Origin of the sequence: Actinomadura rupiterrae (genome assembly GCF_024172125.1) — a bacterium.
GTDB lineage: Bacteria > Actinomycetota > Actinomycetes > Streptosporangiales > Streptosporangiaceae > Spirillospora > Spirillospora rupiterrae.
In genome coordinates, this window is record NZ_JAMZEA010000001.1 from 172,145 (window position 1) to 198,302 (window position 26,158).

Consider the following 26,158-nt stretch of genomic DNA (forward strand, 5'->3'; position numbering starts at 1 on the left):
CGCTACCCCGTCACCTTCACGGTCGTCGTCGCGCCCCAGATGGCGAGGCTGACGAAGAAGTCGGTCACGCTGATCAGCACGATCGCCGTCCGGACGGCCCGTCCGACCGCGACGCCCACCCCGGCGGGGCCTCCGACGGCGCGGTAGCCGTAGTAGCAGTGCGCCAGGATCACCATGACGCTGAAGATCAGCACCTTGACGAAGGACAGGACCACGTCTTCTGGTGCTAGGAACAGGTTGAAGTAGTGGTCGTACGTGCCTGTCGACTGGCCGTTGATGAGTACGGTGACCTCGCGCGATGCGAGGTACGAACTCAGCAGTCCGATGCCGTACAGCGGGATGATCGCGACCGTCCCGGCGACGATCCGGGACGTCACCAGGTACGGGAGGCTCGTGATGCCCATGCCTTCGAGGGCGTCGATCTCCTCGTTGATGCGCATCGCGCCGAGCTGCGCGGTGAAGCCCGCGCCCACGGTCGCCGATAGCGCCAGACCTGAGACCAGTGGGGCGATCTCCCGGGTGTTGAAGTAGGCGGAGACGAAGCCGGTGAAGGCCGCCGATCCGATCTGGTCGAGCGCCGCGTAGCCTTCGAGGCCGACGACGACACCCGTGAAGACCGTCATGCCGAGCATGACGCCGACCGTGCCGCCGATGACCGCGAGCGCGCCGGAACCGAACGCGACCTCGCCGAGCAGGCGGACGATCTCCTTCGGGTAGCGGCGGAGCGCGCGCGGCGTCCACAGCAGGGCGCGGATGTAGAAGCCGAGCTGGTCGCCCGGCTGGTCCAGCCAGGTGTGCGGCCGGATGGTGCGTACGGTCGCCATCAGGCCCCCTTCGGCGGGACGATTTCGAGGTACAGCGCGGTCAGCACGAGGTTCACGAAGAACAGCAGGAGGAACGTGACGACCACCGACTGGTTCACCGCGTCCCCCACGCCCTTCGGCCCCGGCCGCGGGTTCAGGCCGCGGTAGGACGCGACGACCCCGGCGATGAAGCCGAAGATCAGCGCCTTCAGCTCGCTCACGTACAGGTCGGGCAGCTGCGCCAGCGCCGAGAAGCTCGCCAGGTACGCGCCGGGCGTGCCGTCCTGGAGCTCGACGTTGAAGAAGTAGCCGCCCGCGACGCCGACGACCGAGACCAGCCCGTTCAGCAGGACCGCGACGGCCGTGCAGGCGAGCACGCGCGGGACGACGAGGCGCTGGATGGGCGAGACGCCCATGACCTCCATCGCGTCCATCTCCTCGCGGATCGTCCGGGAGCCGAGGTCGGCGCAGATCGCCGAGCCGGCCGCGCCGGAGATCAGCAGCGCCACGATCAGCGGGCTGGCCTGCTGGACGACCGCCAGCACGGACGCGCCGCCGGTGAGCGACTGCGCGCCGAGCTGCTTGGCGAGCGACCCGACCTGGAGCGAGATGACCGCGCCGAACGGGATGGAGACGAGCATCGTCGGGAGGATCGCGACCGACGCGATGAACCAGAACTGCTGGATCAGCTCGCGGACCTGGAACGGTCTCTTGAAGGTCATGGCGAGCACGGTGCCCGCCAGGGCGAACAGCCGTCCGGTCTGGCGCAGGGCCGCCGCTCCCGGTACGGATGCTTGGGGTGTTGTCACGGGTTCTCCCCGGGTGACTTGAACTCGGGTGGCAGCGGCGGCGGTGCCGGGGCGGTGGAGTGCGCGGCCCTCGGGGGCGCGGCGGCTGCCGGTGCGGACCGCGCCGCGGCGGCCGCGGCGGCGGCCTCGGCGGTGGCGGCGCGGCCGCGCAGGATCGCGGAGACGGCTTCGGGCGGCAGGTTCGGCAGCATGGCGTCCACGCGGGCGGCGTGCCGGAGCTCGCCGGACCGCTCGGGCTCGCCGGGGCTGGGCCGCAGCTGCGCCGGGATCTCGATGGGACGGGACGGGGGCCGGGGCCGGTTCGCGGCCCGGGCGGCCTCCTCGGCGAGGAGCGCGGCGTCCTTCTCCTCGCTCATCCCGATCGGCCCCTCGGGGCTGCCCCGCAGGAACTGCGCGATCACCGGGTCGTCGGAGGCGATCACGGTCTCGCGGGGGCCGAACGCGACCAGGTCGCGGCGGTAGAGCATGCCGATGTTGTCGGGGACGGTCGAGGCGATCTCGATGTTGTGCGTGACGATCAGCATCGTCGCGTCGATGCGCGCGTTGACGTCGATGAGCAGCTGGGACAGGTGCGCGGTGCGGACCGGGTCCAGGCCCGAGTCCGGCTCGTCGCACAGGATGACCTCGGGGTCCATGACCAGCGCGCGGGCGAGGCCGGCGCGCTTGCGCATGCCGCCGGAGATCTGCCCGGGGACCTTCTTCTCCTCCCCGGCCAGGCCGACGGTGTCCATCTTCTCCAGCACGATGCGCCGGATCTCGGCCTCGGTCTTGCGGGTGTGCTCGCGCAGCGGGAACGCGATGTTGTCGTACAGGTTCAGGGAGCCGAACATCGCCCCGTCCTGGAACATCAGGCCGAAGCGCTTGCGCTCGCGGAAGACCCGGCGGTCCGGGTCGTTCACCATGTCCACGCCGTCCACGCGGACGGTGCCCTCCTCGGGCTTGATCAGCCCGATGAGCGACTTGAGGAAGACGGTCTTGCCCGTCCCGGACGGACCGAGCAGCACGGTCACCTCTCCGGCCGGGAGCGTCAGCGACACGTCCCGCCAGATCGTCTGCGCGCCGAAGGATTTCGTCAGCCCCTCGACGGCGACCTCAATTCCCACGAACCACCGCCAGCGAACCGGAGTCGAATGTTGAGTTGCCGTGGCGGCGACCGTACGGCGGAAACTGCGCGAAACTCAATAGTCAATTGCATCGAATCGGCAACTCTACGGACCGGTTGTCAGCGCCTGAGTTTTTTGGGCCCGGCGAATTCCCTCGGGGTGAGTACCGGCCGGTAGGCACTTTTCGAGCACCAGACACACACAGGTGTTTGTCAGATCACGAGCAACGCCCCCGCGCGGACTTGTCACCCGCGTAGTACTGGCGGGGCATCTGAGGGCCTCGACCTTGTTCCTCCCGTGCGGCGTGCCTAAGCTCCGCGTGCCCTGGGTCACACGCGTGCTCTCCTTGACTCCCATCGGAGGCGGTGAGGTCTTGACCGACACGTTGGACCACCTGTCCGGACCGCTCGACATGCGGGTGCCCCGGCACCTGGCCAAGCTGATGCGGGCCGAGCTGCCCGCAGCGATCGACGAGGTGGACGCGGAGATCCGGCGGACGGTGCCCGAGTACGACCGTCCGGCCGGCTCCGCCTACGGACGGATCCTGCGGGTCGGCGTGGAGCGCCTGCTCACCGCGTTCGTCGAGCAGGTCGCGGGCCGCGCCCCGGCGCTGGCCGACCGGGACGAGACCTGCCGCGCGCTCGGCCACTTCGAGGCCGTCGAGGGACGCAGCCTGGACCTGCTCCAGGCCGCCTACCGGACCGCCTTCCACGTCTGCTACCGGCGCACCGCCGCCGTCGCCGAGCGCGAGGGCGTGCCCGGCGGGCAGGTCGCGGCCCTGGTCGAGGCCATGATCGTCTACATGGACGAGGCGGTCGCCGCGTCCCGCACCGGGCACCGGCAGGCGCTCGAACACGCCGACCTGCACCACCGCGAGGTCCGCCGGGAGCTGCTGCGCACGCTGCTGCGGCAGCCGCCGGCGTCCGCCGAGGCGGTGGAGGAGCTGGCGCGGGCCGCCGCCTGGTGGCCGCTGCCCGAGCTGGCCACGGTCGTCGCGGTGGCGCCCGGCGCGCCCTGCACCCGCTCCGCGCTGGACGGCGACGTGCTCATCGACCTGGACGACCCGGAGCCGCGGCTGCTGATCCCCGGGCCGTTCACCCCCGCGCGCGCCGCGATGCTGCGCGGCGCCCTGGACGGAGCGGACAGCGTCCTCGGCCTGACGCTTCCTTTGGAACGTGTCGCGCACGGGCTGCGCTGGGCCGTCCGGGTGCTGCAGCTGGCCCGCGAGGAGATCATCCCGCGCGGCTCGCTGATCCCCTGCGAGGAGCACCTCACGACGCTGTGGCTGCTCTCCGACACCGTCCTCGCGGACGAGATGGCGCGGCGGCACCTCGCGCCGCTCGCCGACCTGACCGCCGGCCACCGCCGGAAGCTGACCGCGACCCTCACAGAATGGGTCACGACGCGTGGAACGGCGGTGGACATCGCCGAGAGCCTCCGCGTCCATCCGCAGACGGTGCGTTACCGCCTGCGCCAGCTCGACCACTACCTGGGCGACAGCCTCGGCGACCCCAAAACCAGGTTTGCCCTGGATGTGACGTTGCGCGCCGCCGCGCTGATGCACGACGACGACGTTCCCGCAGACAGGGCGGACGAGGACGGAGGGTCACCGAAAAGGTCCGCAAAGTGATTTTACTCTCTCCTTACCTTTAGTGGCCTCCGTCACACCCGGGCACTGATCTACCGTCAGTGTGCTCCATCACACACGAGCCGCTGCCGCCGCGTGGGGACCCCCGCTCGACGCGACGGGAGCGGTCCCACCCCCGGACCCCGGGCCGTCCGCGACGCACGCGGCAGCGGCCCGGGGCCTGACCCCACCGCCGGGCAGCGCCGCGGCGGCCGCCGGACCGTGCCCCCATCGGCCCGGCCGCCGCCGCGCGCGCCGGTGGAGGAGTGCGCGATGGCGCAGACGCACGGCGACCCGGCCGGGACGGGACAGCCCGCCCCCCGGTGGCTGATCGCGCTCGTCCGGCCGGAGCTGCCCAGCCTCGCCGCGGAGATCATCACCGAGATCAAGCGGGCCGTCCCCGAGTACGGCCGCAGCACCGACGGCCCCTACGTGCAGGCGCTGCGGATCGGCGTCGAGCGGGCGCTGACGCACTTCGTCGACACGCTCGCCGACCCGTCCACCCCGCGCGACAAGCACGACGAGACCTACCGCCGGCTCGGCCGCTTCGAGGCGATGGAGGGGCGCACCCTCTCCAGCCTCCAGACCGCCTACCGGATCGGCGCGCAGGTCGCCTGGCGGCGGGTGATGAAGGGCGCCGCCGAGCGGAACCTGCCCGCGCCCGCGATGATCCGCCTCGCCGACGAGCTGTTCTCCTACATCAACGAGCTGGCCTCGCTGTCCTTAGAGGGCTACGTCACCGCGCGCCCGGACGAGGAGCAGCAGGACCACCGGCGGCGGATGCTGCACAGCCTGCTCCGCGAGCCGCCGCCCACGCCGCAGGTCGTCGCCAACCTCGCCCGGCTCGCCGGATGGACCGTGCCGGACGAGGTCACGCTGGTCGCGCTGCCCACCGGGCCGCAGCCGTCCCCTCATACGCTGCACCGCGACCTGCTCGTTGATCTTTCTGGGCCTACGCCTCACCTGCTCGTTCCTGGGGAAGTGGACGCCGGGCGGCTGCGGATGCTCACCTCCGGGTGGCCTGATCGGCGGCTGGCGCTCGGGCTGACCGTCCCGACCGTCCGGGCCGCGGAGTCGCTGCGCTGGGCGCGGCGCGCGCTGGCGCTGGCCCGGACGGGCGCCCTCGGTGACGACCTCGTCGTGGACAGCGGCGAGCACCTCGTCACGCTGTGGCTCCTGTCGGACGAGACGGTCATCGACCACTTGACTCGGCGGCACCTCGCCGGAGTCACGGAGCTGGGCGGCGGGCAGCCGGAGAAGTACCTGGAGACCCTCTACGCCTGGCTGACCACGCGCGGCACGGCCGTCGAGCTGGCGGACCGGCTGAACATCCACCCGCAGACCGTCCGGTACCGGATGCGCCGCCTGGAGGAGGCGCTCGGGGACCGGCTCGGCGACCCGGACGCACGCTTCGCGATCGAGGTCGTACTCCGCGCGACCAGGCTCCGCAAGGAGGTGGGTGAAACAGCGTCGGGTGACGGAGGCGAGCTGCCGCCGGCACTCACCTGATGATAATTCGGAGCCGATGACCAGGCCCATTCTCGTCTTCCGGGGCGACTATCCCCGGGAGGGTTGATAGCCATTCCCCGGGCGTGTTCATATTACTGTCCGAGGAATTGTTTCCAGACGTCGCCTAATGGCGGAGGTGAGGACGGGGTGCGTACCCGACCGGTCGGACTTCCCATGTTCGCGGGCCTCGGCGCGGCCGCGGTCCTGGCCTTCGGCGGCCTGGTCGCGCCCGCGGCCCTCGCGACCGCCGCGTTCGCGGACGACGCGACCCCGACGGCCGGCGCCTCGGACACGCCCGGGACCGGAGGCTCGTCCGGGACCGGGGGCTCGTCCGGGACCGGGGGCTCGTCCGGGACCGGGGGCGGCTCGTCGAGCACGCCCTCCGACAGCCCTACGCCCACGCCGACCGAGACCACTCCCACTACTCCGCCGACCACGCCGCCCTCCACTCCCCCTGGTGGCGGCGGGACGCCAGGCGGCGGTGGGACGCCAGGCGGCGGTGGCACGCCGGGTGGGGGCGGTACTCCTGGAGGCGGCGGGACGCCCGGTGGGGGCGGAACCCCGGGCGGCAACGTGCCCGGCGGCGGGCCGACCACGCCCGGCGGGGGCAACGGCAAGCCGGGGCTCGGGCTCGGCATCGCCCTCTCCACGTCCGCAGTCCACGCCGGGGACACCGTGTCGGTGTCGGTCTCGGTGTCCGGGACGGCCTCGGGCGTGAGCGTCTCGCTCTCCGCGAGCGGCGGTGCCTCGGCTGCGCCTTCCAGTACGTGGCTGGGCAGCGTGTCCGGCTCGACGTCCGCGCTGGGGTCGGTGACCGTCCCGGCCGGGACGAAGCCGGGGACCATCACCATCAAGGCCACCGTCACGTCCAGCAACGCGGGCGCGCACAGCGTCTCGGCCTCGCTCAGCGTCGTCGCCGCGTCCGTGACGATCCCCGGGAACGGCAACGGCGGGCCGCCCGGACCGTACGGGACGCTCCCGCCCGGTGTGAACGCCCCGCCGCCCGGCCTCGACCCGCTCGGCGACCGCAACCCGTTCCAGACCCCGAGCGTCGCGCTGCCGCCCGTCACCGGACCGCAGGTCGCGGGCGTCTCGCTGCCGCTGTCCCCGGTGACCAGCCTCAAGGCCGCGCACGAGCCGCTGTTCAGCGGCGCGGAGCCCGGCGCGGTCGCCTGGGCCGGAGCCGCGGTGCTCGTCGCGTCCGGACTGCTGATGACCCCGCGCTACGTGACGCGCCGCCGCCGGCTGCACGCGCGGGACGAGCGCACCAACTGGATCCTGCTCGGCAAGGGCATCACCGCCCGCGACCTCACCGAGAAGGGCCTGGTCCAGCTGAACCTCGCCGAGAAGCGCCTCACGGTCGCCCGCATGCGCGCCCTACCGCCCCAGCCCGCCCCCGCACGCCGCCGCCTCCTCCGCCCACGCCCCCGCTTCAGCAACTAACCGCAGCTTCAGCATCCACCTGCCGCTCCAGGCGCTACCTAATGCCTCAACGTCTAGCTAGCGCTACAAGCTCTAACTGATGCCTCAAGGTCTAGCTTGCACTTCAGCCTCTAACTGACGCTTCAGCCTCTGACCGGCGCTTGAGCATCTATCCGGCGTTGCAACGGCTCGCCGGTACAAGACGCGCCGCCCCGCGACCGGTGCCTGCACGGTCGCGGGGCGGCGTCCCACTTTCTGGGGCCCTCTCACCGGGTTCGGGCTCAGGGGGGTTCGGGCTCAGGGGGTTCGGGCTCACCGGGTTCGGGCTCACCGGGTGAGGAGGTAGTCCTCTTCCTTGGCCTTGCGGGAGGACGCCCAGAACTCGAAGGTGAAGCCGGGCCACAGGGTGCGGTTGACGCCGTGCTCGTCCAGGTACCAGGACTGGCAGCCGCCCTCGTTCCACACCGCGCGGCGCAGGCGGCGGTGCATACGGTCGTTGAAGGAGCGGACCGCGCCAGGCTTCGGCTCGATGGTGTCCATGCCGCGGTCCTGGAGCAGGCGCAGGCAGCTCAGCACGTGCTGGATCTGGATCTCGATCATGAAGACGACCGAGTTGTGGCCGAGGCCGGTGTTCGGGCCGAGCAGCATGAAGAAGTTCGGCATCCGCTCGACCGTGGTGCCGTGGTGGGCCTCGATGCCGTCCGCCCAGACCTCCTGGATCTTCACGCCGTCGCGGCCGGTCACGCGCATCTCGGCGAGCGCGTCGGTCACCTTGAAGCCGGTGCCGTAGATGATGACGTCGACCTCGTGCTCCACGCCGTCCTTGGTGACGATCGAGTGCTCGCGCACCTCGGCGACGCCGGACGTGTCGAGCTCGACGTTGTCGCGGGTCAGCGCCGGGTAGTAGTCGTTGGACAGCAGGACGCGCTTGCAGCCGATCGTGTAGTCCGGCGTGACCTTCGCGCGCAGCTCGGGGTCCGGGATCTGCTTCTTGAGGTGGTTCAGCGCGAGCTTCTTCATCGGCCCGGACAGGCTCGGGCTCACCGCGAAGCTCACCGCGCGGGCCTCCAGCGCCCAGTAGATGCCGTTGCGGAACGCGCGCGCCGCGCCCGGCACCTTCTCGAACACCTTGCGGACGCCCGGGGAGAACGGCCGGTCGGGCTTCGGCTGGATCCACGGCGGCGTCCGCTGGAAGAGCACCAGCTTGGACGCCTTCTTCGCCACCTGCGGGACGAACTGGATCGCGGACGCGCCGGTCCCGATGACGGCGACGCGCTTGCCGGCCAGGTCGGTGCCGTGGTCCCACTCGGCGGAGTGGAAGGCCGTCCCCTGGAAGCGCTCGATGCCGGGAAGGTCCGGGAAGGACGGGATGTGCAGCGCGCCGATGCCGGTGACGATCGCCTTGGACCGGATCACCTCCCCGCCCGCGAGCGTCACGTTCCAGCGGCCGGTCGCGTCGTCCCACTCCATCGAGTCGACGGACGCGCCGAACCGGATGTGGTCGCGGACCCGGTACTTGTCGGCGGTCGCCTCCATGTACGCGCGGATCTCCGGCTGCGGCGCGAACATGCGCGACCAGTTCGGGTTCAGCTCGAAGGAGAACGAGTACATGTGGGACGGCACGTCGCACGCGCAGCCCGGGTAGGTGTTGTCATGCCAGGTCCCGCCGAGGGCCTCGCTCTTCTCCAGCACGACGAAGTCGTGGAAACCCTGCTGCTTGAGCCGGATCGCCATACCGAGCCCGGCGAATCCGGACCCGATGACCACGATCGCCGGGGAGGTGCTTTCGCTCATCAACCCATCCCATCGAACGGAGACCTACTATGAGTAAGTTACCGCTGGTAGGTTACTGACGGTAGGTCCAATAGATCGGATTTCCTGTGAGCAGTGCCACAGCACGCCCGGCCGGGGCCCGGCCGCGCCGCCGCATGTCCCGGCCGGAGCGGGAGGCGCAGATGCTCGGCGTGGCCGAGGAGGTCTTCGGCGAGCGCGGCTTCCGCGCCGCCTCCATGGACGAGATCGCCGAGCGCTGCGGCGTCTCCAAGCCCATGCTCTACGAGTACTTCGGCTCCAAGGACGGCCTCATGCTCGCCTGCATGGCCCGCTCGAAGGCCGAGCTGTACGAGGCCACCCAGCGCGCCATGGCCGGCGCGGAGACCGCCGACGAGGTCCTGTGGCGCGGCATGGTCGCCTACTTCGAGTTCATGGGCGAGCACTCGCGCTCGTTCTCGCTGCTCATGCAGCAGCCCCTGGACGTGCCGCCGTCCGCCGCCGAGGCCGTCGAGGACACCCGGCAACAGCAGAGCGGCCTCATCGCCGACGTCCTGCGCGCCTACGCGCCGGACGCGCCCGAGCCGACCGTGCTGGCGTACACCGAGATCATCGTCGGCGCGTGCGAGCGCCTCGCGCTCTGGCGCACCCGCAACCCCGACGTCACCGCCGAGGACGCCGCCCGCCACATGACCGAGTTCTGCCGCCAGGGCCTCGGCCCCTACCTCTCCGCCTGGCCCTCAACCCCACCCGCCTCCTAGCGGGCTCGCTGCTGCTGGGCTATGCGGTCGAGGGCGGTGATGAGGAGGTCCAGGCCGAACTCGAAGTCGGCGTCGGGGTCGTTTTCGCCGAGCTCGGAGGCGAGCGCGATGACGTGCGGGAACTCGTCCGGGTCGAGCTTGGCGAAGGCCTCGGCGTGCGGGATGTCCAGGTTCGCGATCGTCTCGGCGACGCGCAGCTCCCGCATCTGGGTGCCGACGGCGTAGGCGAGCATCGCGCGCATCGCGCGGACGGCGGTCCGGCCGTCCAGCCCAGCGGCCTCGGCGACCGCGAGCGCGCGCTCGGCCGGACGCAGCCCCGCCGGGGTGTCGACCTTGTGCGTCAGCACGACGGTGAGGCTGCGCGGGAAGTCGTGCGCCATCTTCCGGTGGGCGCGCAGCAGCGCGCGTGCGCGCTCGTCCCAGGGCGCGGACGGGTCGTCGGCGAGGTCGAGCCGGTTCGCCACGTACTCGGCGACGCCTTCGAGGAGCGCCTTCTTGTTCGGGACGTGGTTGTAGAGGGACATCACCGCGACGTCCAGCGCGGCGGCGACGCGGCGCATCGACAGCGCCTCCGGGCCGTCCGCCTCGATCAGCGCGATCGCCGCGCGGACGATCCGGTCGCGGGTCAGCGCCGGACGCGCCGCCGGAGCCTCCGCGTCCGCGGTGACAGGGGTCACATCTCTCATCGCGCATCCCGCATTCGTAACGATTGACTGACGTAAGTGAACCATGACACGGTACGTACAACGTACGCCGGACGTACAACGTACGTACGTCCCGGCCCGCCGCCACGTGCCGGAGGTCCAGCATGTCGACCCACGACCTGTACACCACGCCCGTCGAGCCGTCCACCGCGACGGTCCCGATGTCCGGCGACACGCGCTTCACCTGGGAGTACGACGACGGCCGCGAGAAGCTCCTCGCGCTGTACCAGAAGGGCAAGGACCGGCAGTGGGACTCCACCACCCGGATCGACTGGGACCTCGACGTCGACCCGCATGACGTCCTCGGCGTCCCGGACCAGTCCCTCGCCATCTACGGGACGCCCTACTGGGAGAAGATGAGCGTCCGCGAGCGCGGCGAGCTGCGGCAGCACTCCTCGTCCTGGCAGTTCAGCCAGTTCGTGCACGGCGAGCAGGGCGCGATGCTCACCGCCGCGCGGATCGTCGAGGCCGTCCCCGACCTGGACTCCAAGTTCTACTCGGCCACCCAGACCATGGACGAGGCCCGGCACGTCGAGATCTTCTCCAAGTTCCTCCAGGAGAAGATCCAACTGGTCTACCCGATCAACACCAAGCTCCAGGAACTGCTGAACGAGACCCTCGCCGACGCCCGCTGGGACATGCCCTACCTCGGCATGCAGGTGCTCATCGAGGGCCTGGCGCTCGCCGCGTTCGGCGTCATGCGCGACATGACGACCAAGCCGCTGCCCAAGCAGATCCTCACCTACGTCATGCAGGACGAGGCGCGGCACGTCGCGTTCGGGCGGCTCGCGCTGCGCGACTACTACAAGCAGCTGTCCGCGCCCGAGCTGGGCGAGCGCGAGGAGTTCGTCATCCAGGGCTGCTACCTGATGCGCGACCGGCTCCGCGGACGCGAGATCTGGACGAACTTCGGCGTCCCGATCGCCGAGGTGGACGAGATGGTGAAGAACTCCCCCTACATGCGGATGTTCCAGAGCCTGCTGTTCAGCCGGATCGTCCCGTGCGTGAAGGACATCGGCCTGTGGAGCCCCCGCATCCAGGCGACGTTCGAGGAGATGGGCGTGCTCGACGCGTCCAAGGCCGATCTGGACGCCCTGATGCGCAACGACGAGGAGCTGGCGGACAAACTGGATGCGGAGCGCTTCGCCGCCGAGGAAGCGGACCGCAAGGCCGAGGTGGACGCGGTGATCGAAGCCGAAGCCGCCCGCTGACGCGCTCCATCTGATCGCGTGGGGGCGGCGACCTGAGTAGGTTTGGGCGCACCCCACCCACGGAGGTCAGCTATGTCCCTCGCGCTCTTCGACGGAGCACTCGCCGTCGTCACGGGAGCCGGCGGCGGCTTCGGCCGGGCCACCGCGCTCGCGCTCGCCGAGCGCGGCGCGGCCGTCGTCGCCGCCGACATCGACCTGGCCGCGGCCGAACGCACCGTCGTGCTGGCCAAGTCGCTCGGCGCGGTCGGCGCGGCCTACCGGGTGGACGTCGCGGACGCGGACGCGATGGAGGAGTTCGCCGCCGCCGTCCGCGCGGACCACCGCGTCCCGGACATCGTGGTCAACAACGCGGGCATCGCCGTCCTTGGACCGCTCCTCGACACTGGCGTGGACGACTGGGAGCGCATCCTCGGCGTGAACCTGTGGGGTGTCATCCACGGTTCGCGGCTGTTCGCCAAGCAGATGGTCGAGCGCGTCGAGGCGCTGCCGAACAAGCCCGACAAGCCCAACTACGGCGGGCACATCGTGAACATCGCGTCCGCCGCCGCGTTCGCGCCGACCCGGACGCTGCCCGCCTACTGCACGACCAAGGCGGCCGTCCTGATGTTGAGCGAGTGCCTCCGCGCGGAGCTGGCCGGGCACCGCATCGGCGTCACCGCCGTCTGCCCCGGGTTCGCCAAGACCGGCATCGCCCGCAACGGCACCTATGTCGGGCTGGACGAGGCGGGCCAGGAGCGCCAGCGCGCCCGTGCCGAGCGGGGGCTGCGGCTGCGGAACTACCCGCCGGAGAAGGTCGCCGAGCGGATCGTCCACGCCATCGTGAAGAACAAGGCCGTCGTCCCGGTCAACACCGAGGCCCACGTCCTCCACGCCCTGTCCCGCGTCGCCCCGAGCGCATTGCGGGCCATAGCGCGCATCCCCGCCCCGCTGGGCTGAGTGCCGACGCACGCCGGCATCGCGCACGCACGAGGCGTCCTCTCGTGCGTGCTAGTGCAGGAGGTCGGTGGAGGGGCGTTCCTTTACCGGGACGCCTGCGGGGTGGTCCAGCAGGGCCAGGTGGGCGGCGTAGCCGGTGCCCGGGTGCAGCTCGTGGAGGACGAAGCGGGCGGGCAGGTCGTCGCGGCCCTTCCAGGAGAGCAGGCGCGGCGCCTCGCGCGCGTGCGTGGTGTGAAGGTGCGGCATCGGGACGCGCAGCCCGTCACCGGTCGCCTTCAGCAGCGCCTCCTTGCGCGTCCAGTAGACGAGCAGCTCGTCCATGTCCGCCGCGGTCTCGGCGGGGGCGGCCGCGGTCTCGGCAGGGGCCGCCTCGGTGTCGGTGCCGGTGCCGGGCTCAGCGGAGACCGACTCGGTGCCGGGCTCGGCGGAGGCCGCCTCGGTGTCGGGCTCGGCGGAGGCCGGGCGGGCTTGGGCGAGGACGTGGCGGGCGATGTCGGTGTTGATCTTGCGGGACTCCTCGACGTCCAGCCCGAGGGGCCCGTACGGGGAGATCGCGACCCCGATTCGGTCGCCCGAATGTGAGACCGAAATGTGAGGCGCGTCCTGGCGGTCGGCGACCCGGGGGCGGCCGTGCGGCTTGTCGCAGTCGGGGCACGTCCGGTCGATCGGGACCTTCTCCGGCGGCATGCCCAGCAGGCGGCCGAGCGCGAAGCGGGAGAGGGCCACGCCGAGGGTGAACCGGTCGCGGTCGGCGTCGCGGAGGTAGCGGTCGCGGCGGGCCCGCTCGACCGGGTCGAGCACGGCCACCGGCGCGTCCGCCGCCGCGGCGCGTTCGGCCCACCAGACGGTAACCGGTTCCACCCGGACTCCATTCGACGCGACGATCAGTTGAACGTGACATTAGCCGATGGCAGGTTCGTTGATCGTGACATTAGCTGATGGCGGATTCGGCATCGAAGGGCGTTCATCGGTCACCAATTGGTCACCGTCCGTCCAAATTCGCCCCGAAAACCATGCGGGCCGTGGAACGGCGTTCCGTTCCACGGCCCCTCGCGGAGTTTGACGTACACGTGTCCGGGCCTACACCCAGGACACGCCTTGCGGCTTCGCGGCCACGGGCTTCAACCTCCTCCTCCCCAGGCTCTACCACGCCGGACGGCACTCCCAGCCGACGTGACCCTCCCCTTTACCGCACTACCCTAGAAGTCACTGACTGAGTCCACGACATGATCCGGCCGATTGAGGACAGAAATGGTTTAGCGCAGCGCGGCCAGCACTTCCCGCGCCGCGTCCGTCGCATTGGCCAGGGCGCTTTGCCGGAGCGACTCCGGAGTGGTCCCAGAGGGCAGCTGCCGACTGTAACCGACCCTGATCTCAACGTTGCCGCGCCGGGCGGTGACCTCTCCGACGACGAGCGGCTGGCCCCTGTCCTGCTTGAAACTGCGGAACGCCTCGTCCCCGAGTCCGGGCACCTGTTCGAGCGCGAACGTCCGCTCCAGCGGGGTGTTGTGCGCCTGCGTCCAGCGCGCGCCGAAGTCGCGGCTCGCCTCGCCCGCGGCGTCCGGCAGGGTCGTGGACGGGAACAGGTAGAGCTCCACCAGCAGCCACCGGAACGGCGCCTTCGAGGTGTAGGTGCAGGTAGCGAGCGTGTTGTTGGCGTTCGGCTGCTTGCTCGCCCCCGGCACCACCCGATTGAGGACGGGCTCCGAGACGGTCGTGCACGCGTCCGGAAGGGACAGCACGGTGAACGGTTTCGCGCTCGGCTTCGGCGCCGGGGCGCTCTTGGAGGGCGCGGACGGCCTCGGGGTCTCCGAGGCGGTCGCATCGCCGGTCCCGCTTCCGTTTCCTGTTCCGGACGGGGTCGCAGGCCCTGTTTCGGACGGCCCGGCTTTGCTCTTCCCTCCGGTCGGGACGAGCAGGAACACCCCGGCCGCCGCCACCGCGAACGCCACGACCGCCACCAGCACGATCAGCAGTTTCGGACGCCGCGCCTGCGACGGCGGCTCCGGCGGCGAGTACACCCGCTGGAACGGATCGCCCGCCCGCGCGAGCCCTCCGCCCCGATGCCCCGGCGGCAGGTCCTCGCCGCCGTGTCCCGGAGGCAGGTCCCCGCCCGGCTCCCCTTCGTCCGGCCCGAAATCCCCGTCCCCGGCCAGGCCGCCCTCGGCTTCGTATCCGGCGAAGGGGCCAGGGGGCGGGGTTTCGGACGGGTCCCAGGGACGTCCCGTTCCGGATCCACCGGACTGCGTCGGACGGCCCACGCTGCCGCTCCTCACTCCCCCGATTGCCCGTTCAACCCGACGGTAGACGGGCCGGGCGCGGGCACGCCAGAGGCCGGGCCCCGGGACTGTCGGACCCGCAGGTCACAATGGGACCGTGCTGCTTTCGGAGATCGCCCGGACCTCGGCCGAGGTGGCCGCCGAGGCGGGCCGCAAGGCCAAGGTGAACGCGCTGGCGGGCGCGCTGCGCTCCGCCGGGCAGGGCGAAGCGGCCGTCGTGGTCGCCTACCTGTCCGGCGAGCTGCCGCAGCGGCAGATCGGCGTGGGCTACGCGGCGCTGCGCGAGCTGCCTCCCGCCGCGTCCGAGCCGGCGCTGACCGTGGCCGAGGTCGACGCGGCGTTCGGGGAGATCGGCGGGGTCTCCGGAGCCGGGTCGGTCGCGCGGCGGCGCGAGCTGCTGCACGCCGTCTTCGCGCGGGCCACGCTCGCCGAGCAGGAGTTCCTCGTCCGGCTGCTGTCCGGGGAGCTGCGGCAGGGCGCGCTCGACGGCGTGATGACCGACGCCGTCGCGACGGCCGCTGAGGTCCCGCTCGCGGAGGTCCGCCGCGCGGCCATGCTGCGCGGGGCGCTCGGGCCGGTCGCGGTCGCGGCGCTCGCCGACGGCGTCCCCGGGCTGCGCGTGTTCAAGCTGGAGGTCGGACGGCCCGTCCGGCCGATGCTCGCCTCGTCCGCGCCGAGCCTCGCGGACGCGCTCGCCAAGATCGACGGGCCCGCCGCGGTGGAGTGGAAGCTGGACGGCATCCGCGCGCAGATCCACGTCCGGGACGGCGAGGTCCGCGTCTTCACCCGCACCCTGGACGAGATCACCGCGCGGCTGCCGGAGATCACCGGCCCGCTCGGCGGGCTCGGCCTGCACGACGCGGTGTTCGACGGCGAGCTGATCGCGCTGCGCGAGGACGGCCGCCCGCACCCGTTCCAGATCACCGCCGCGCGCACCGCCACCCGCACGAAGAAGGACGGCCCGCAGGTCCCGCTGTCGCTGTTCCTGTTCGACGTCCTGCGCCGGGACGGCGCCGACCTGCTCGACCGTCCCGACGCCGAACGCCACGAGGCGCTCGTCCGGGCCGTCCCCCCGGACCTGCTGATGCCGCGCACCGTCACCGCCGACCCCGCCGAGGCGGAGAAGGTCTTCGCGGACGCCGTCGCGCGCGGGCACGAGGGCGTCGTCGTGAAGTCCCCCGCCACGCCCTACGCCGCCGGACGCCGCGGCGCCGGCTGGATCAAGGTCAAGCCGCGGCACACGCTCGACCTGGTCGTCCTCGCCGTCGAGTGGGGGCACGGCCGCCGCCGCGGCCTCCTGTCCAACCTGCACCTCGGCGCGCGCGACCCCGAGACCGGCGGTTTCGTCATGCTCGGCAAGACCTTCAAGGGCCTCACGGACGAGCTGCTCGCCTGGCAGACCGAGAAGCTGAAGGCCCTCGCCGTCCGCGAGGACTCCTACACCGTCCACGTCCGGCCCGAGCTGGTCGTCGAGATCGCCTTCGACGGCCTCCAGACCAGCCCCCGCTACCCCGGCGGCCTGGCCCTGCGCTTCGCCCGCGTCCTGCGCTACCGCCCCGACAAGACCGCCGCCGAAGCCGACACCATCGAAACCGTCCGAGCCCTGGCCGGCATCTGACCCGCCTCAGTCGACCCGGGACCGCCGGTGCCGCCGGTCGGGCAAGGCATGCTCGCCCGTCCTGCCGGTCTTGCGCCGCCGCGCCTCCGGCGGGATCAGGTCGTGCCGCCCGGCGATGAACTCCTGGATCCAGATCTTCGCGCGGATGATCGGCCGCCGGTACCGCTCCTCGCGCCGGACGGCCCGCCGGTACTTGCGCGACCCCGGCGCGTACAGCCACCGCGACCACGGCGACCCGGGCCGCGCCACCCGCACCGCGCCGACGATCAGCACCACCGGCACGAACAGGCCGAGCAGCCCCGTCCAGATCTTCCCCTTCAGCAGCGCCACCACCGCGAGCCCCAGGTTGACCGAAAGGGACGCCACGTAAACCACCAGCAGCAGCGGCCGCGCCGTCTCGTCCCCCGGCGCAGGCTGCTCGAACCCGGTCATCCCGAGCGGATGGACCCCCAACAAGAGCAGCCCGGTCACCGCGATCGCGACGAACACCGCGTCCACCGACGCGCGGCCCTTCTCCGTCCAGTAGACGTCCTGGAGGTGCAGGATCAGCGCGAACTCGTCCAGCACCAGCGCCGCGCCCATCCCGAACACGCTCGCCGCCAGCACGTTCGGCCACGAGTGCGCCGACGGGATCGCGAACCCGGCGACCCCGCCCAGCAGCATCAGCACCACGCCGAACACGACGTGGTGGATGTGCACGTCGCCCGCCTTGACGTTGCGGAACCACCACCGCACGTCATTCCGGATCAGCCGCACGTTCACCCGCGTCAGGACGAACGTCACGATGAAGGCGACGAAGAAGCAGAACAGCGGCAACCGACCGGTCTCGACGATCCGCCGTACAAAGAACTCGTGCATGCACCCCCCGTATGCACCATCATGCCCCGTGATCTGCGGCGATATCGTGGGGGTGAGGCTGATCAATGAAGATCACACCCTAGGGAGCCATGTTGAGCCGCATCGTGGACCACTGCGACCCGTCCTGCCGGGCCTGGATCGCGGAGGCGATCCGGAAGGTCGAGGCCGACGCCAACCGCAGTGCGGACACGCACCTGCACGTCTTCCCGCTGCCGCCCGAGTGGGGCATCGACCTGTACCTGAAGGACGAGTCGGTCCACCCGACCGGGTCGCTGAAGCACCGGCTGGCGCGGTCGCTGTTCCTGTACGGGCTGGCGAACGGGTGGATCCGGGAGGGGACGACGATCATCGAGGCGTCGTCGGGGTCCACGGCGGTGTCGGAGGCGTACTTCGCGCGGCTGGTCGGGCTGCCGTTCGTCGCGGTGATGCCCGCGTCGACCAGCCCGGAGAAGATCGAGCTGATCGAGTTCTACGGCGGCCGGCCGCACCTGGTGGACGACCCGACCACGATCTACGCCGAGTCGCACCGGCTGGCGGCCGAGTGCGGCGGGCACTTCATGGACCAGTTCACCTACGCCGAGCGGGCCACGGACTGGCGGGCGAACAACAACATCGCGGCGTCGATCTTCGAGCAGCTGGAGCTGGAGCGGTTCCCGGAGCCGTCGTGGATCGTGGTCGGGGCCGGGACGGGCGGGACGTCCGCGACGATCGGGCGGTATGTCCGGTACCGGCGGTTCCAGACGCGGGTGGCGGTGGTGGACCCGGAGGGGTCGGCGTTCTTCGGCGCGTTCCGCGACGGGGACGCGTCCCGGACCGCGCCGGGGTCGCGGATCGAGGGCATCGGGCGGCCGCGGGTCGAGCCGTCCTTCCTGCCGACGGTGATCGACCGGATGATCCAGGTGCCGGACGCGGCGTCCATCGCGGCCATGCGCTGGACGAACGAGGTCACCGGCCGGAACGCGGGCGGCTCCACCGGGACGGCCATGTGGGGCGTGTGCGAGCTGATCGCGGAGATGCTCCGCAACGGCCAGCGCGGCAGCGTCGTGACCCTGATCTGCGACGGCGCCGAGCGCTACCGCCACACCTACTGCTCGGACGACTGGCTGGCCGCGCAGGGCCTCGACATCGCTCCCTACCTGGGCGCCCTGCGCGACTTCCTGAAGACCGGTTCCATGCCCGCCGAGGCCTGACCCGGCGGGGTCAGCCGTTCAGCTTGATGGGGTTGACCAGGTCGGCGTAGATCAGCAGGCCGCCCATGACGACCAGGACGGCGGCCATGACGTAGGTCACCGGGAGGGCCTTCGCGACGTCCACGTAGCCGGGGTCGGGGCGGCGGGTGAGGCGCGCGAAGCCCTTCTTCAGGGCCTCCAGCAGCGCGCCCGCCATGTGCCCGCCGTCCAGCGGGAGCAGCGGGACGAGGTTGAACAGGCCGACCGCGAGGTTCAGCGAGCCGAGCAGGCCGATGAACACGCTGACCTTCTGCAGGGTGGTCAGGTCGTGGGACGCGGCGACCTCGCCGCCCATCCGGCTCACGCCGACCACGCCGACCGGGCCGTTCGGGTCGCGCTTCTCGTTGCCGAACGCGGCCTTCCAGATGCCGACCATCTTCTTCGGCATGTTCACCAGGGCGCCGACGGTGCGGCCGGTCATGTCGCCCATCGTGCTCGCCACGGCGCCCGGGCCCTGCTGGACGTAGGCGCTGGTGGGCGTGATGCCGAGGAACCCGACCTCGACGGTCTTCTGGGTGTCCTTGAGGTCGGCCATCTTGTTCCGGATGATCGGCACGCTGGCCTTCACGTCCTGGCCGTTGCGGCGGATGTCGATCGCGACGGTCCTGCCCGCCGAGTCGCGGATCAGCCCCTGGAGCTGGGTGTACGAGGTGATCTTGTGGCCGTCGAACGAGACGATCCGGTCACCGGCCTGGAGCTTGGCCTGCGCGGCCGGGGTCAGCGGCGCGTTCGCGGGGCACTGGCCGTTCGCCTGGCTCGCGCTCACCACGCACTTCGACACCGACTGGATCACCGGCTGCGGGGTCTCCCGGCCGATGCCCATCAGCAGGATGGAGAAGAACAGCACGGCCAGCACCAGGTTCATCGCCGGGCCGCCGAACATGATCAGGAGCTTCTGCCACCACTTCTTGGAGTAGAAGACCCGCTCCTCGTCGCCGGGCCGGATCTCCTCCAGCGCCGCGCCGCGGGCGTTCTCGATCAGCCCCTGCCAGGGCCCGGTGGACACCTGGCGCACCTGGCCCGGCGCGTCCCCCCGGCGCGGCGGCAGCATCCCGATCATGCGGATGTAGCCGCCGAGCGGGATCCACTTGATCCCGTACTCGGTCTCGCCCCGCCGGAACGACCACATCGTAGGGCCGAAACCCACCATGAACTGCGGCACCCGCACGCCGAACAGCTTGGCGAAGCTCATGTGGCCCAGCTCGTGCAAGGCGATCGACACGAGCAGGCCGAAGAACAGGATGAGCACCCCCGCCAGCCAGAACATGCTTCCCCGTCCTCCCGGTGATCTCCAGCGACGCACCCAGGGTACGTCAGAAGACCGTCTCCCTCCGCGTACAAAGCCATAGCCGCCGCATCCCGCCCCGTCCCGGCGAACCCCGCAACGGACGGCCGCACACCGCCAAGCCCACGCTGCCGAGCACGGACGAGCCGCCAGCCGCGAACGAGCGGTCAGGCGCAGACGAACCCGCCGGGCGCGGGCCGCCGAGCACTGGCGAGCCGCCGGGCGCGGGGGGCGGTCAGGCGCGGGCAGGCCGCCGAGCTCGGATGAACGGTCAGGCGCGGGCGGGCCGCCGGGCGCGGACGAGCGGTCAGGCGCGGGCGGGCCGCCGGGGGCAGGTGGGGCGATCAGGCGCGGACTAGCGGTCAGGCCAGGAAGGCTCTGAGGAGGGCGGCGGTGCCGTCCAGGTGCTCGGTCACGGCCTGGCGGGCGGCGTCGGGGTCGCCGGTGAGGACGGCGTTGGCGATGGCGTCGTGCTGGTTGGCGGCGTGGGCGATGTTGGCGTCCAGGACGGGGATGGCGTTCAGCAGGTCGGTGACGCGCATCCGGGCGTCGGCGCAGGCGGCGACGAGGGTCGGCGAGCCGGTCAGCTCGGCGATGGTCAGGTGGAAGAGGGTGTCGAGGCGGCGGTAGGCGTCCGGGCCCGCCTGGTTCAGGTCGTCCAGGCGGGTCTGGAGGAGGGTGCGCTGGGACTCCGACAGGGGCGCGGACGCGGCCAGCTGGGCGGCGCCGGTCTCCACGGCGAGGCGGAAGGTGAGGGTGTCGTGGAGGTCGTCGCCCATGGCGGCGAGGGCGCGGCGGAGGTCGGTGGTGCGCGGGCGGGGGCGCTTGTAGGTGACGAAGGTGCCGCCGGCGCGTCCTCGGCGGGACTCGACGTAGCCCTCCTGGGCGAGGACGCGGATGGCCTCGCGCAGCGTGACGCGGCTGACGCCGAGGAGCGGGGCCAGCTCGCGCTCGGGGGGCAGCCGGTCGCCGCGGTCGACGACGCCGAGCTTGATCGCCTGGAGCAGCCGCTCGACGGTCTCCTCGAACGCGTTGCCCGCCCGGACGGGCCGGAACACCGCGTCGCTCAGCGGCGTGCGCCCCGCCACGGTCTCCTCCACAGGCCCCACGTTACAGGGATATTTCGCGGCTCCACCCTCTTGACGCGGGCCCGTCCGCAAACCTTAATGGTCTGACGTTAGCCCGTTAACAGGGCGCAAACCCCCCTTGCGAGGAGGCGCCGTGAGCCTCGACGAACACGCCCCTACCCGCTCCGACGACGAGCAGCGGCTGCACGAGCTGGGCTACGCCCAGGAACTGCGCCGGTCCATGTCCGGTTTCGCCAACTTCGCCGTCTCGTTCACGATCATCTCGGTGCTCACCGGCTGCCTGACGTCCTACACGATCGGCCTCAAGGGCGGCGGCCCCGCGGTGATCACGTGGGGCTGGCTCGGGGTCGGCGCGATGACGCTGCTGGTCGCGCTGGCCATGGCCGAGGTCTGCTCCAGCTACCCGACCGCCGGCGGCCTCTACTACTGGGCCGCCAAGCTCGCCCCGCGCAACGGCGCGGCCTGGTCCTGGTTCACCGGATGGTTCAACTTCACCGGCCAGGTCGCCGTCACCGCCGGGATCGTCTACGGCTCGGCCGCGTTCCTCAACCCCCTGCTGGACGACCGGTTCGGCTACTCGGTCTCCCCTGGCCACACGTTCATCCTGTTCGCGGCGCTGCTGGTGGTCCACGCGCTGGTGAACCAGTTCGGCGTCCGGCTGGTGGCGCTGCTGAACGGCGTGAGCGTGTGGTGGCACGTGATCGGCGTCGCGGTCGTCATCGGCGTGCTGGCGTTCAAGCCGTCCCACCACCAGAGCGCCGGGTTCGTGTTCACCAAGTTCGTGAACGAGACGGGGTGGCAGTACGGGTTCTACGCGGCGTTGATCGGGCTGCTGCTGTCGCAGTACACGCTGACCGGGTACGACGCGTCCGCGCACATGACCGAGGAGACGCACGACGCGGCGCGGTCCGGGCCGCGCGGGATCGTCAACTCGGTGCTGATCTCGATCGTCGCGGGCTGGCTGCTGCTGCTCGGCATGACGTTCGCGATCCAGGACTACGGCAAGGCCGCGTCCGACGGGCCCGCGCAGATCTTCACGTCCGCGACCGGGCGGACGCTCGGGGACGTCCTGATCCTCATCTCGTTCGGCGCGCAGTTCTTCTGCGGGATGGCCTCGGTCACCGCGAACTCCCGGATGATCTACGCGTTCTCGCGGGACGGCGCGCTCCCGTTCTCCGCCGCCTGGCACCGCATCAACCCGCGCACCCGGACGCCCACCAACGCGATCTGGCTCGCGGCCGGCTGCGCCTTCGTCCTGGCCCTGCCCGCGCTGTGGAACTACACGGCCTACCTCGCGGTCACGTCCGTCGCGGTGATCGGCCTGTACATCGCCTACGTCATCCCGACGTTCCTGCGGCTGCGGCAGGGGGACGCGTTCGAGCGCGGGCCCTGGCACCTCGGACGGTTCAGCCGTCCGATCGGGATCATCTCGGTGCTGTGGGTCGCGTTCATCGCCGTGCTGTTCATGCTGCCCCCGGCGAACCCGGTCACCACCGACAGCTTCAACTACGCGCCGATCGCGCTCGCCGTAGTCCTCGGCGGCGCTGCGCTGTGGTGGGTGCTGTCCGCGCGCCGCTGGTTCGCCGGCCCGAAGGTGCAGGGCAGCGCCGCCGAACTGGCCGCCATCGAGGACGACCTGAAGGGCATCGGATGAGCGCGCGGCTGACGCTCGACGAGCTGCGGGACGAGGCCGCGGCCGGGCGGATCGACACCGTGATCATCGCGATCGCGGACATGCAGGGACGGCTCCAGGGCAAGCGCCTGTCCGCGCGGTTCTTCCTGGAGGAGGTCGCCGGGCACGGCTCGGAGGGCTGCAACTACCTCCTCGCCGTGGACGTCGACATGAACACCGTGGACGGCTACGCCATGTCGTCCTGGGAGCGCGGCTACGGCGACTTCGTGATGCGGCCCGACCTGGCGACGCTGCGCCGCGTCCCCTGGCAGGACGGTGCGGCGCTCGTGCACGCCGACGTCCTCTGGGAGGACGGCTCGGACGTCGGGCCGTCCCCGAGGCAGATCCTGCGCCGCCAGATCGGCCGGCTCGCCGAGCGCGGCTGGACGGCGTTCGCGGGCACCGAGCTGGAGTTCATCGTCTACGCCGACTCGTACGAGGACGCCTGGCGCCGCGCCTACCGCGACCTCACCCCGGCGAACCAGTACAACGTGGACTACTCGCTGCTCGGCGGCGCCCGCGTCGAGCCGCTGCTCCGGCGCATCCGGCTCGGCATGGAGGGCGCGGGCATGTACGTCGAGTCCGCGAAGGGCGAGTGCAACCTCGGGCAGCACGAGATCGCCTTCCGCTACGCCGACGCCCTGACCACCTGCGACAACCACGCGCTCTACAAGACCGGGGCCAAGGAGATCGCCGCCCAGGAGTCCATGGCGATCACCTTCATGGCCAAGCCGAACGAGCGCGAGGGCAACTCGTGCCACATCCACCTGTCCCTGCGCGACGCCGGCGGCCGCCCTGTGCTCGCCGACGCCGACGGCGAGCACGGGCTTTCGGGGCTTGGACGGGCGTTCGTGGCGGGCCAGCAGGCGCTCCTGCGGGACTTCACGCTGCTGTACGCGCCGGCGATCAACTCGTACAAGCGGTACCAGCCCGGTTCGTTCGCGCCCACCGCGATCAAGTGGGGGCTGGACAACCGGACGTGCGCGCTGCGGCTGGTCGGGCACGGGCCGTCCCTGCGGATCGAGAACCGGACGCCGGGCGGCGACGTGAACCCGTACCTCGCGGTCGCGGCGATGATCGCGGCCGGGCTGCACGGCATCGACAACGACCTGCCGCTGGAGGACCCGTACACGGGCAACGCGTACGCCTCCGACGCACCGACCGTCGCGCGCTCCCTGCGCGAGGCGGCCGCCGGCTGGTCGTCCAGCGCGGTCGCGGCCGAGGTGTTCGGCAAGGAGGTCGTCGAGCACTACGCCAACAACGCCCGCGTGGAACTGGACGCCTACGACCGCGCCGTCACCGACTGGGAGCTGTTCCGCGGCTTCGAACGCCTGTGACCCGCCCCCGCCCCGGCACAGCTCCGGGTCAGCCCACCCCGCACGCCAGCGCAGCTCCGACCGACAGCTCGCGCCCGGCCGGCGGCGCACGCCCGACCGGCAGCGCCCGACCGGCAGCTCGCGCCCGACCTGCAGCGCAGGTCCGACCGAGAGCACGCATCCGACCGACAGCACGCCTCCGACCTGCAGCGCGCCTCCGATCGGCGGCACGCGTCCGACTGGCGGCGCGGGCCCGGCCGGCGGCGCGGCTCGCACGGCAGCGCAGGTCCGACCGGCAGCACGCATCCGACCGGCGGCACGCGTCCGACCGGCAGCGCGGGCCCGACCGGCGGCGCGGCTCGCACGGCAGCGCAGGTCCGACCGGCGGCACGCGTCCGACCGGCAGCGCGGGTGCGACCGGCGGCGTGGCTCGCACGGCAGCGCAGGTCCGACCGGCGGCACGCGTCCGACTGGCGGCGCGGGCCCGACCGGCGGCGCGGGCCCGACCGGCGGCGCGGGCCCGACCGGCGGCGCGGGCCCGACCGGCGGCGCGGGCCCGACCGGCGGCGCGGGCCCGACCGGCGGCGCGGGTTCGACCGGCGGCGCGGGTTCGACTGGCGGCGCGGGTTCGACTGGCGGCGCGGGTTCGGCTGGTGGGGCTGGGCGGTGGAACTGGGCGACGGCTGTTCCGGGGCACGGCGGCTCTTGGTGGCAGCGGCTCCGGGCGGCTGGGGCGGCGGATCCGGGGGCGTGGCGGGTTTGGCTTCTGAACGGCTCTGATTTCGGAAGGGATTTGTGTTGGAACTGATCAACCCGGCGACCGAGGAGATCGTCACGTCCGTGGCGATGGGGACGGTCGCGGACGCCGATCTGGCCGTCGAGCGGGCGGGGCGCGCCTTCGCCCGCTGGCGGGCGGTCTCCCCCGGCGACCGGGCGCGGCTGCTGCGGCGGTTCGCGGCCGTCGTGGACGAGCACGTCGAGGAACTGGCGGAACTGGAGGTGGCCGAAGCAGGCCACCCGATCGGGCAGGCCCGCTGGGAGGCCGGGAACCTCCGGGACGTCCTGCTGTACTACGCGGCGGCGCCCGAGCGGCTGACCGGGCAGCAGATCCCGGTGCCGGGCGGGCTGGACGTGACGTTCCACGAGCCGCTCGGGGTGGTCGGGCTGATCGTCCCGTGGAACTTCCCGATGCCGATCCTCGGCTGGGGCCTCGCCCCGGCGCTCGCGGCCGGGAACACGGTGGTCGTCAAGCCCGCCGAGGCGACCCCGCTCACGGCGCTGCGGGTCGGGGAGCTGGCGCTGGAGGCCGGGCTGCCCGAGGACGTCGTGACCGTCCTGCCCGGCGAGGGCCCGGTCGTCGGACGCCGCCTCGCCGACCATCCGGACGTCGCGAAGATCGCGTTCACCGGCTCGACCCGAGTCGGCCGCGAGCTGATGGCGGCCTGCGCGAGCGGCGTCAAGCGGCTCACCCTCGAACTCGGCGGCAAGAGCGCCAACATCGTCTTCGCGGACGCCGACGTCGATAAGGCCGCCGCGACGGCCCCCGGCGCGGTCTTCGACAACGCCGGGCAGGACTGCTGCGCCCGCTCGCGCATCCTCGTCCAGCGGTCCGTCTACGACCGGTTCATGGAACTGCTGGAACCGGCCGTCCAGGCGGTCGTCGTCGGCGATCCGCGCGATGAGAGAACGCAGGTCGGGCCGCTGATCACGGCCGCGCACCGGGACCGCGTCGCCGCGTTCGTCCCGGACGGCGCGCCCGTCGCCTTCCGCGGCTCGGCACCCGGCGGCAAGGGGTTCTGGTACACCCCGACCGTCCTCGCCGGGGACGGCGTGACCGACCTGCCCGCCTGGCGCGAGGAGGTCTTCGGCCCGGTCGCGGTCGTCGTCCCGTTCGAGGACGAGGCGGACGCGATCCGGATCGCCAACGACACCCCCTACGGCCTGTCCGGATCGATCTGGACCCGCGACGTCGGCCGCGCGTTCCGCATGTCCCGGGCGGTCGAGGCGGGGAACCTGTCGGTCAACTCGCACTCGTCCGTCCGGTACTGGACACCGTTCGGCGGCTTCAAGCAGTCCGGCCTCGGCCGCGAGCTCGGCCCGGACGCCCTCGCCGCCTTCACCGACACCAAGAACGTCTACATCTCCACGGAGGAATAGC

At 71.8% G+C, this 26,158-nt stretch carries 22 protein-coding genes; 12 read left to right on the top strand and 10 right to left on the bottom strand.

Features of this window, described 5'->3' with window-relative positions; all coding sequences use genetic code 11:
* Nucleotides 1-2: 2 nt before the first annotated feature.
* Genes FHU30_RS00820 through FHU30_RS00830 form a run of 3 tightly spaced genes read right to left on the bottom strand, consistent with a single transcriptional unit; the run spans nt 3 to nt 2,715 of the window.
* Complete coding sequence (locus FHU30_RS00820; RefSeq protein ID WP_253870164.1) at nt 3-824, bottom strand: MlaE family ABC transporter permease; 822 nt, start codon at nt 822-824, stop codon at nt 3-5.
* The gene (locus FHU30_RS00825; RefSeq protein WP_253870167.1) at nt 824-1,612 is read right to left on the bottom strand and encodes an MlaE family ABC transporter permease; all 789 of its coding nucleotides are present in this window, start codon (nt 1,610-1,612) and stop codon (nt 824-826) included. Before FHU30_RS00825 ends, FHU30_RS00820 begins: the two co-directional genes overlap by 1 nt.
* Nucleotides 1,609-2,715 carry an ABC transporter ATP-binding protein gene (locus FHU30_RS00830; protein ID WP_253870168.1) on the bottom strand — a complete coding sequence of 369 codons (1,107 nt, stop codon included), beginning with the start codon at nt 2,713-2,715 and terminating at the stop codon, nt 1,609-1,611. Before FHU30_RS00830 ends, FHU30_RS00825 begins: the two co-directional genes overlap by 4 nt.
* A 373-nt stretch (nt 2,716-3,088) precedes the next feature.
* Between FHU30_RS00830 and FHU30_RS00835 the strand changes: the two genes are divergently transcribed.
* From FHU30_RS00835 to FHU30_RS45720, 3 genes are all read left to right on the top strand, one after another.
* On the top strand, nt 3,089-4,345 hold the full coding sequence (locus FHU30_RS00835) for a PucR family transcriptional regulator (RefSeq protein ID WP_253870170.1): 1,257 nt from the start codon (nt 3,089-3,091) through the stop codon (nt 4,343-4,345).
* A gap of 270 nt (nt 4,346-4,615) precedes the next feature.
* Nucleotides 4,616-5,851 carry a PucR family transcriptional regulator gene (locus FHU30_RS00840; RefSeq protein ID WP_253870172.1) on the top strand — a complete coding sequence of 412 codons (1,236 nt, stop codon included), beginning with the start codon at nt 4,616-4,618 and terminating at the stop codon, nt 5,849-5,851.
* 147 nt (nt 5,852-5,998) lie between these two features.
* Nucleotides 5,999-7,294 (top strand): hypothetical protein, encoded by a 1,296-nt coding sequence (locus FHU30_RS45720; RefSeq protein ID WP_301322531.1) that lies wholly within the window; start codon nt 5,999-6,001, stop codon nt 7,292-7,294.
* Nucleotides 7,295-7,600: 306 nt separating this feature from the next.
* Here the strand turns inward: FHU30_RS45720 and FHU30_RS00855 are convergent, their stop codons facing one another.
* Nucleotides 7,601-9,067 (bottom strand): flavin-containing monooxygenase, encoded by a 1,467-nt coding sequence (locus FHU30_RS00855; RefSeq protein WP_253870176.1) that lies wholly within the window; start codon nt 9,065-9,067, stop codon nt 7,601-7,603.
* 86 nt (nt 9,068-9,153) lie between these two features.
* Between FHU30_RS00855 and FHU30_RS00860 the strand changes: the two genes are divergently transcribed.
* Nucleotides 9,154-9,804, top strand: coding sequence for a TetR/AcrR family transcriptional regulator (locus FHU30_RS00860; protein ID WP_253870178.1), 651 nt, complete (start codon nt 9,154-9,156; stop codon nt 9,802-9,804).
* Here the strand turns inward: FHU30_RS00860 and FHU30_RS00865 are convergent.
* Complete coding sequence (locus FHU30_RS00865) at nt 9,801-10,490, bottom strand: TetR/AcrR family transcriptional regulator (protein WP_253870180.1); 690 nt, start codon at nt 10,488-10,490, stop codon at nt 9,801-9,803. The two genes, FHU30_RS00860 and FHU30_RS00865, sit on opposite strands and share 4 nt — an antisense overlap.
* A 122-nt stretch (nt 10,491-10,612) precedes the next feature.
* On the opposite strand from FHU30_RS00865, the gene FHU30_RS00870 reads away from it, so the two are divergent.
* Both FHU30_RS00870 and FHU30_RS00875 read left to right on the top strand, forming a co-directional pair.
* On the top strand, nt 10,613-11,719 hold the full coding sequence (locus tag FHU30_RS00870) for a ferritin-like domain-containing protein (protein WP_253870182.1): 1,107 nt from the start codon (nt 10,613-10,615) through the stop codon (nt 11,717-11,719).
* Nucleotides 11,720-11,791: 72 nt separating this feature from the next.
* Nucleotides 11,792-12,655, top strand: a complete 864-nt coding sequence (locus FHU30_RS00875) for an SDR family NAD(P)-dependent oxidoreductase (RefSeq protein ID WP_253870187.1) — start codon at nt 11,792-11,794, stop codon at nt 12,653-12,655.
* Nucleotides 12,656-12,706: 51 nt separating this feature from the next.
* Here the strand turns inward: FHU30_RS00875 and FHU30_RS00880 are convergent, their stop codons facing one another.
* Nucleotides 12,707-13,516: a 4'-phosphopantetheinyl transferase family protein gene (locus tag FHU30_RS00880; RefSeq protein WP_253870189.1), complete on the bottom strand. Its 810-nt coding sequence runs from the start codon at nt 13,514-13,516 to the stop codon at nt 12,707-12,709.
* Between the two features lie 395 nt (nt 13,517-13,911).
* Nucleotides 13,912-14,916 (bottom strand): hypothetical protein, encoded by a 1,005-nt coding sequence (locus FHU30_RS00885; RefSeq protein WP_253870192.1) that lies wholly within the window; start codon nt 14,914-14,916, stop codon nt 13,912-13,914.
* A gap of 115 nt (nt 14,917-15,031) precedes the next feature.
* On the opposite strand from FHU30_RS00885, the gene FHU30_RS00890 reads away from it, so the two are divergent.
* The gene (locus FHU30_RS00890) at nt 15,032-16,552 is read left to right on the top strand and encodes an ATP-dependent DNA ligase (RefSeq protein WP_253870195.1); all 1,521 of its coding nucleotides are present in this window, start codon (nt 15,032-15,034) and stop codon (nt 16,550-16,552) included.
* Between the two features lie 6 nt (nt 16,553-16,558).
* Here the strand turns inward: FHU30_RS00890 and FHU30_RS00895 are convergent, their stop codons facing one another.
* Nucleotides 16,559-17,410, bottom strand: a complete 852-nt coding sequence (locus tag FHU30_RS00895) for a hypothetical protein (protein WP_253870198.1) — start codon at nt 17,408-17,410, stop codon at nt 16,559-16,561.
* An 89-nt stretch (nt 17,411-17,499) separates the two neighbouring features.
* On the opposite strand from FHU30_RS00895, the gene cds1 reads away from it, so the two are divergent.
* The gene (gene cds1, locus FHU30_RS00900; protein WP_253870200.1) at nt 17,500-18,600 is read left to right on the top strand and encodes an L-cysteine desulfhydrase Cds1; all 1,101 of its coding nucleotides are present in this window, start codon (nt 17,500-17,502) and stop codon (nt 18,598-18,600) included.
* Between the two features lie 10 nt (nt 18,601-18,610).
* Here the strand turns inward: cds1 and FHU30_RS00905 are convergent, their stop codons facing one another.
* Entirely contained in the window at nt 18,611-19,906 is a 1,296-nt protein-coding gene (locus tag FHU30_RS00905; RefSeq protein ID WP_253870202.1) for a M50 family metallopeptidase, read from the bottom strand.
* Nucleotides 19,907-20,286: 380 nt separating this feature from the next.
* Nucleotides 20,287-21,024 (bottom strand): FadR/GntR family transcriptional regulator, encoded by a 738-nt coding sequence (locus FHU30_RS00910; RefSeq protein ID WP_253870204.1) that lies wholly within the window; start codon nt 21,022-21,024, stop codon nt 20,287-20,289.
* 121 nt (nt 21,025-21,145) lie between these two features.
* Here FHU30_RS00910 and FHU30_RS00915 point away from each other — a divergent pair, with 121 nt between their 5' ends.
* The 4 genes from FHU30_RS00915 to FHU30_RS00930 all read left to right on the top strand — a co-directional run bounded on the left by FHU30_RS00915 (nt 21,146) and on the right by FHU30_RS00930 (nt 26,157).
* Nucleotides 21,146-22,666 carry an amino acid permease gene (locus tag FHU30_RS00915; protein ID WP_253870206.1) on the top strand — a complete coding sequence of 507 codons (1,521 nt, stop codon included), beginning with the start codon at nt 21,146-21,148 and terminating at the stop codon, nt 22,664-22,666.
* Complete coding sequence (locus tag FHU30_RS00920; RefSeq protein ID WP_253870208.1) at nt 22,663-24,021, top strand: glutamine synthetase family protein; 1,359 nt, start codon at nt 22,663-22,665, stop codon at nt 24,019-24,021. Before FHU30_RS00915 ends, FHU30_RS00920 begins: the two co-directional genes overlap by 4 nt.
* Before the next feature lie 390 nt (nt 24,022-24,411).
* Nucleotides 24,412-24,780 (top strand): hypothetical protein, encoded by a 369-nt coding sequence (locus tag FHU30_RS00925; protein ID WP_253870210.1) that lies wholly within the window; start codon nt 24,412-24,414, stop codon nt 24,778-24,780.
* An 18-nt stretch (nt 24,781-24,798) separates the two neighbouring features.
* Nucleotides 24,799-26,157 carry an aldehyde dehydrogenase family protein gene (locus tag FHU30_RS00930; RefSeq protein WP_301322532.1) on the top strand — a complete coding sequence of 453 codons (1,359 nt, stop codon included), beginning with the start codon at nt 24,799-24,801 and terminating at the stop codon, nt 26,155-26,157.
* Nucleotide 26,158 lies beyond the last annotated feature (1 nt).

Coding starts and splice junctions, on each gene's coding strand:
- FHU30_RS00820 (WP_253870164.1), bottom strand. CDS start 824: ATGGCGACCGTACGCACCATCCGGCCGCACACCTGGCTGGACCAGCCG.
- FHU30_RS00840 (WP_253870172.1), top strand. CDS start 4,616: ATGGCGCAGACGCACGGCGACCCGGCCGGGACGGGACAGCCCGCCCCC.
- FHU30_RS00855 (WP_253870176.1), bottom strand. CDS start 9,067: ATGAGCGAAAGCACCTCCCCGGCGATCGTGGTCATCGGGTCCGGATTC.
- FHU30_RS00865 (WP_253870180.1), bottom strand. CDS start 10,490: ATGAGAGATGTGACCCCTGTCACCGCGGACGCGGAGGCTCCGGCGGCG.
- FHU30_RS00870 (WP_253870182.1), top strand. CDS start 10,613: ATGTCGACCCACGACCTGTACACCACGCCCGTCGAGCCGTCCACCGCG.
- FHU30_RS00875 (WP_253870187.1), top strand. CDS start 11,792: ATGTCCCTCGCGCTCTTCGACGGAGCACTCGCCGTCGTCACGGGAGCC.
- FHU30_RS00895 (WP_253870198.1), bottom strand. CDS start 17,410: ATGCACGAGTTCTTTGTACGGCGGATCGTCGAGACCGGTCGGTTGCCG.
- cds1 (WP_253870200.1), top strand. CDS start 17,500: ATGTTGAGCCGCATCGTGGACCACTGCGACCCGTCCTGCCGGGCCTGG.
- FHU30_RS00905 (WP_253870202.1), bottom strand. CDS start 19,906: ATGTTCTGGCTGGCGGGGGTGCTCATCCTGTTCTTCGGCCTGCTCGTG.
- FHU30_RS00920 (WP_253870208.1), top strand. CDS start 22,663: ATGAGCGCGCGGCTGACGCTCGACGAGCTGCGGGACGAGGCCGCGGCC.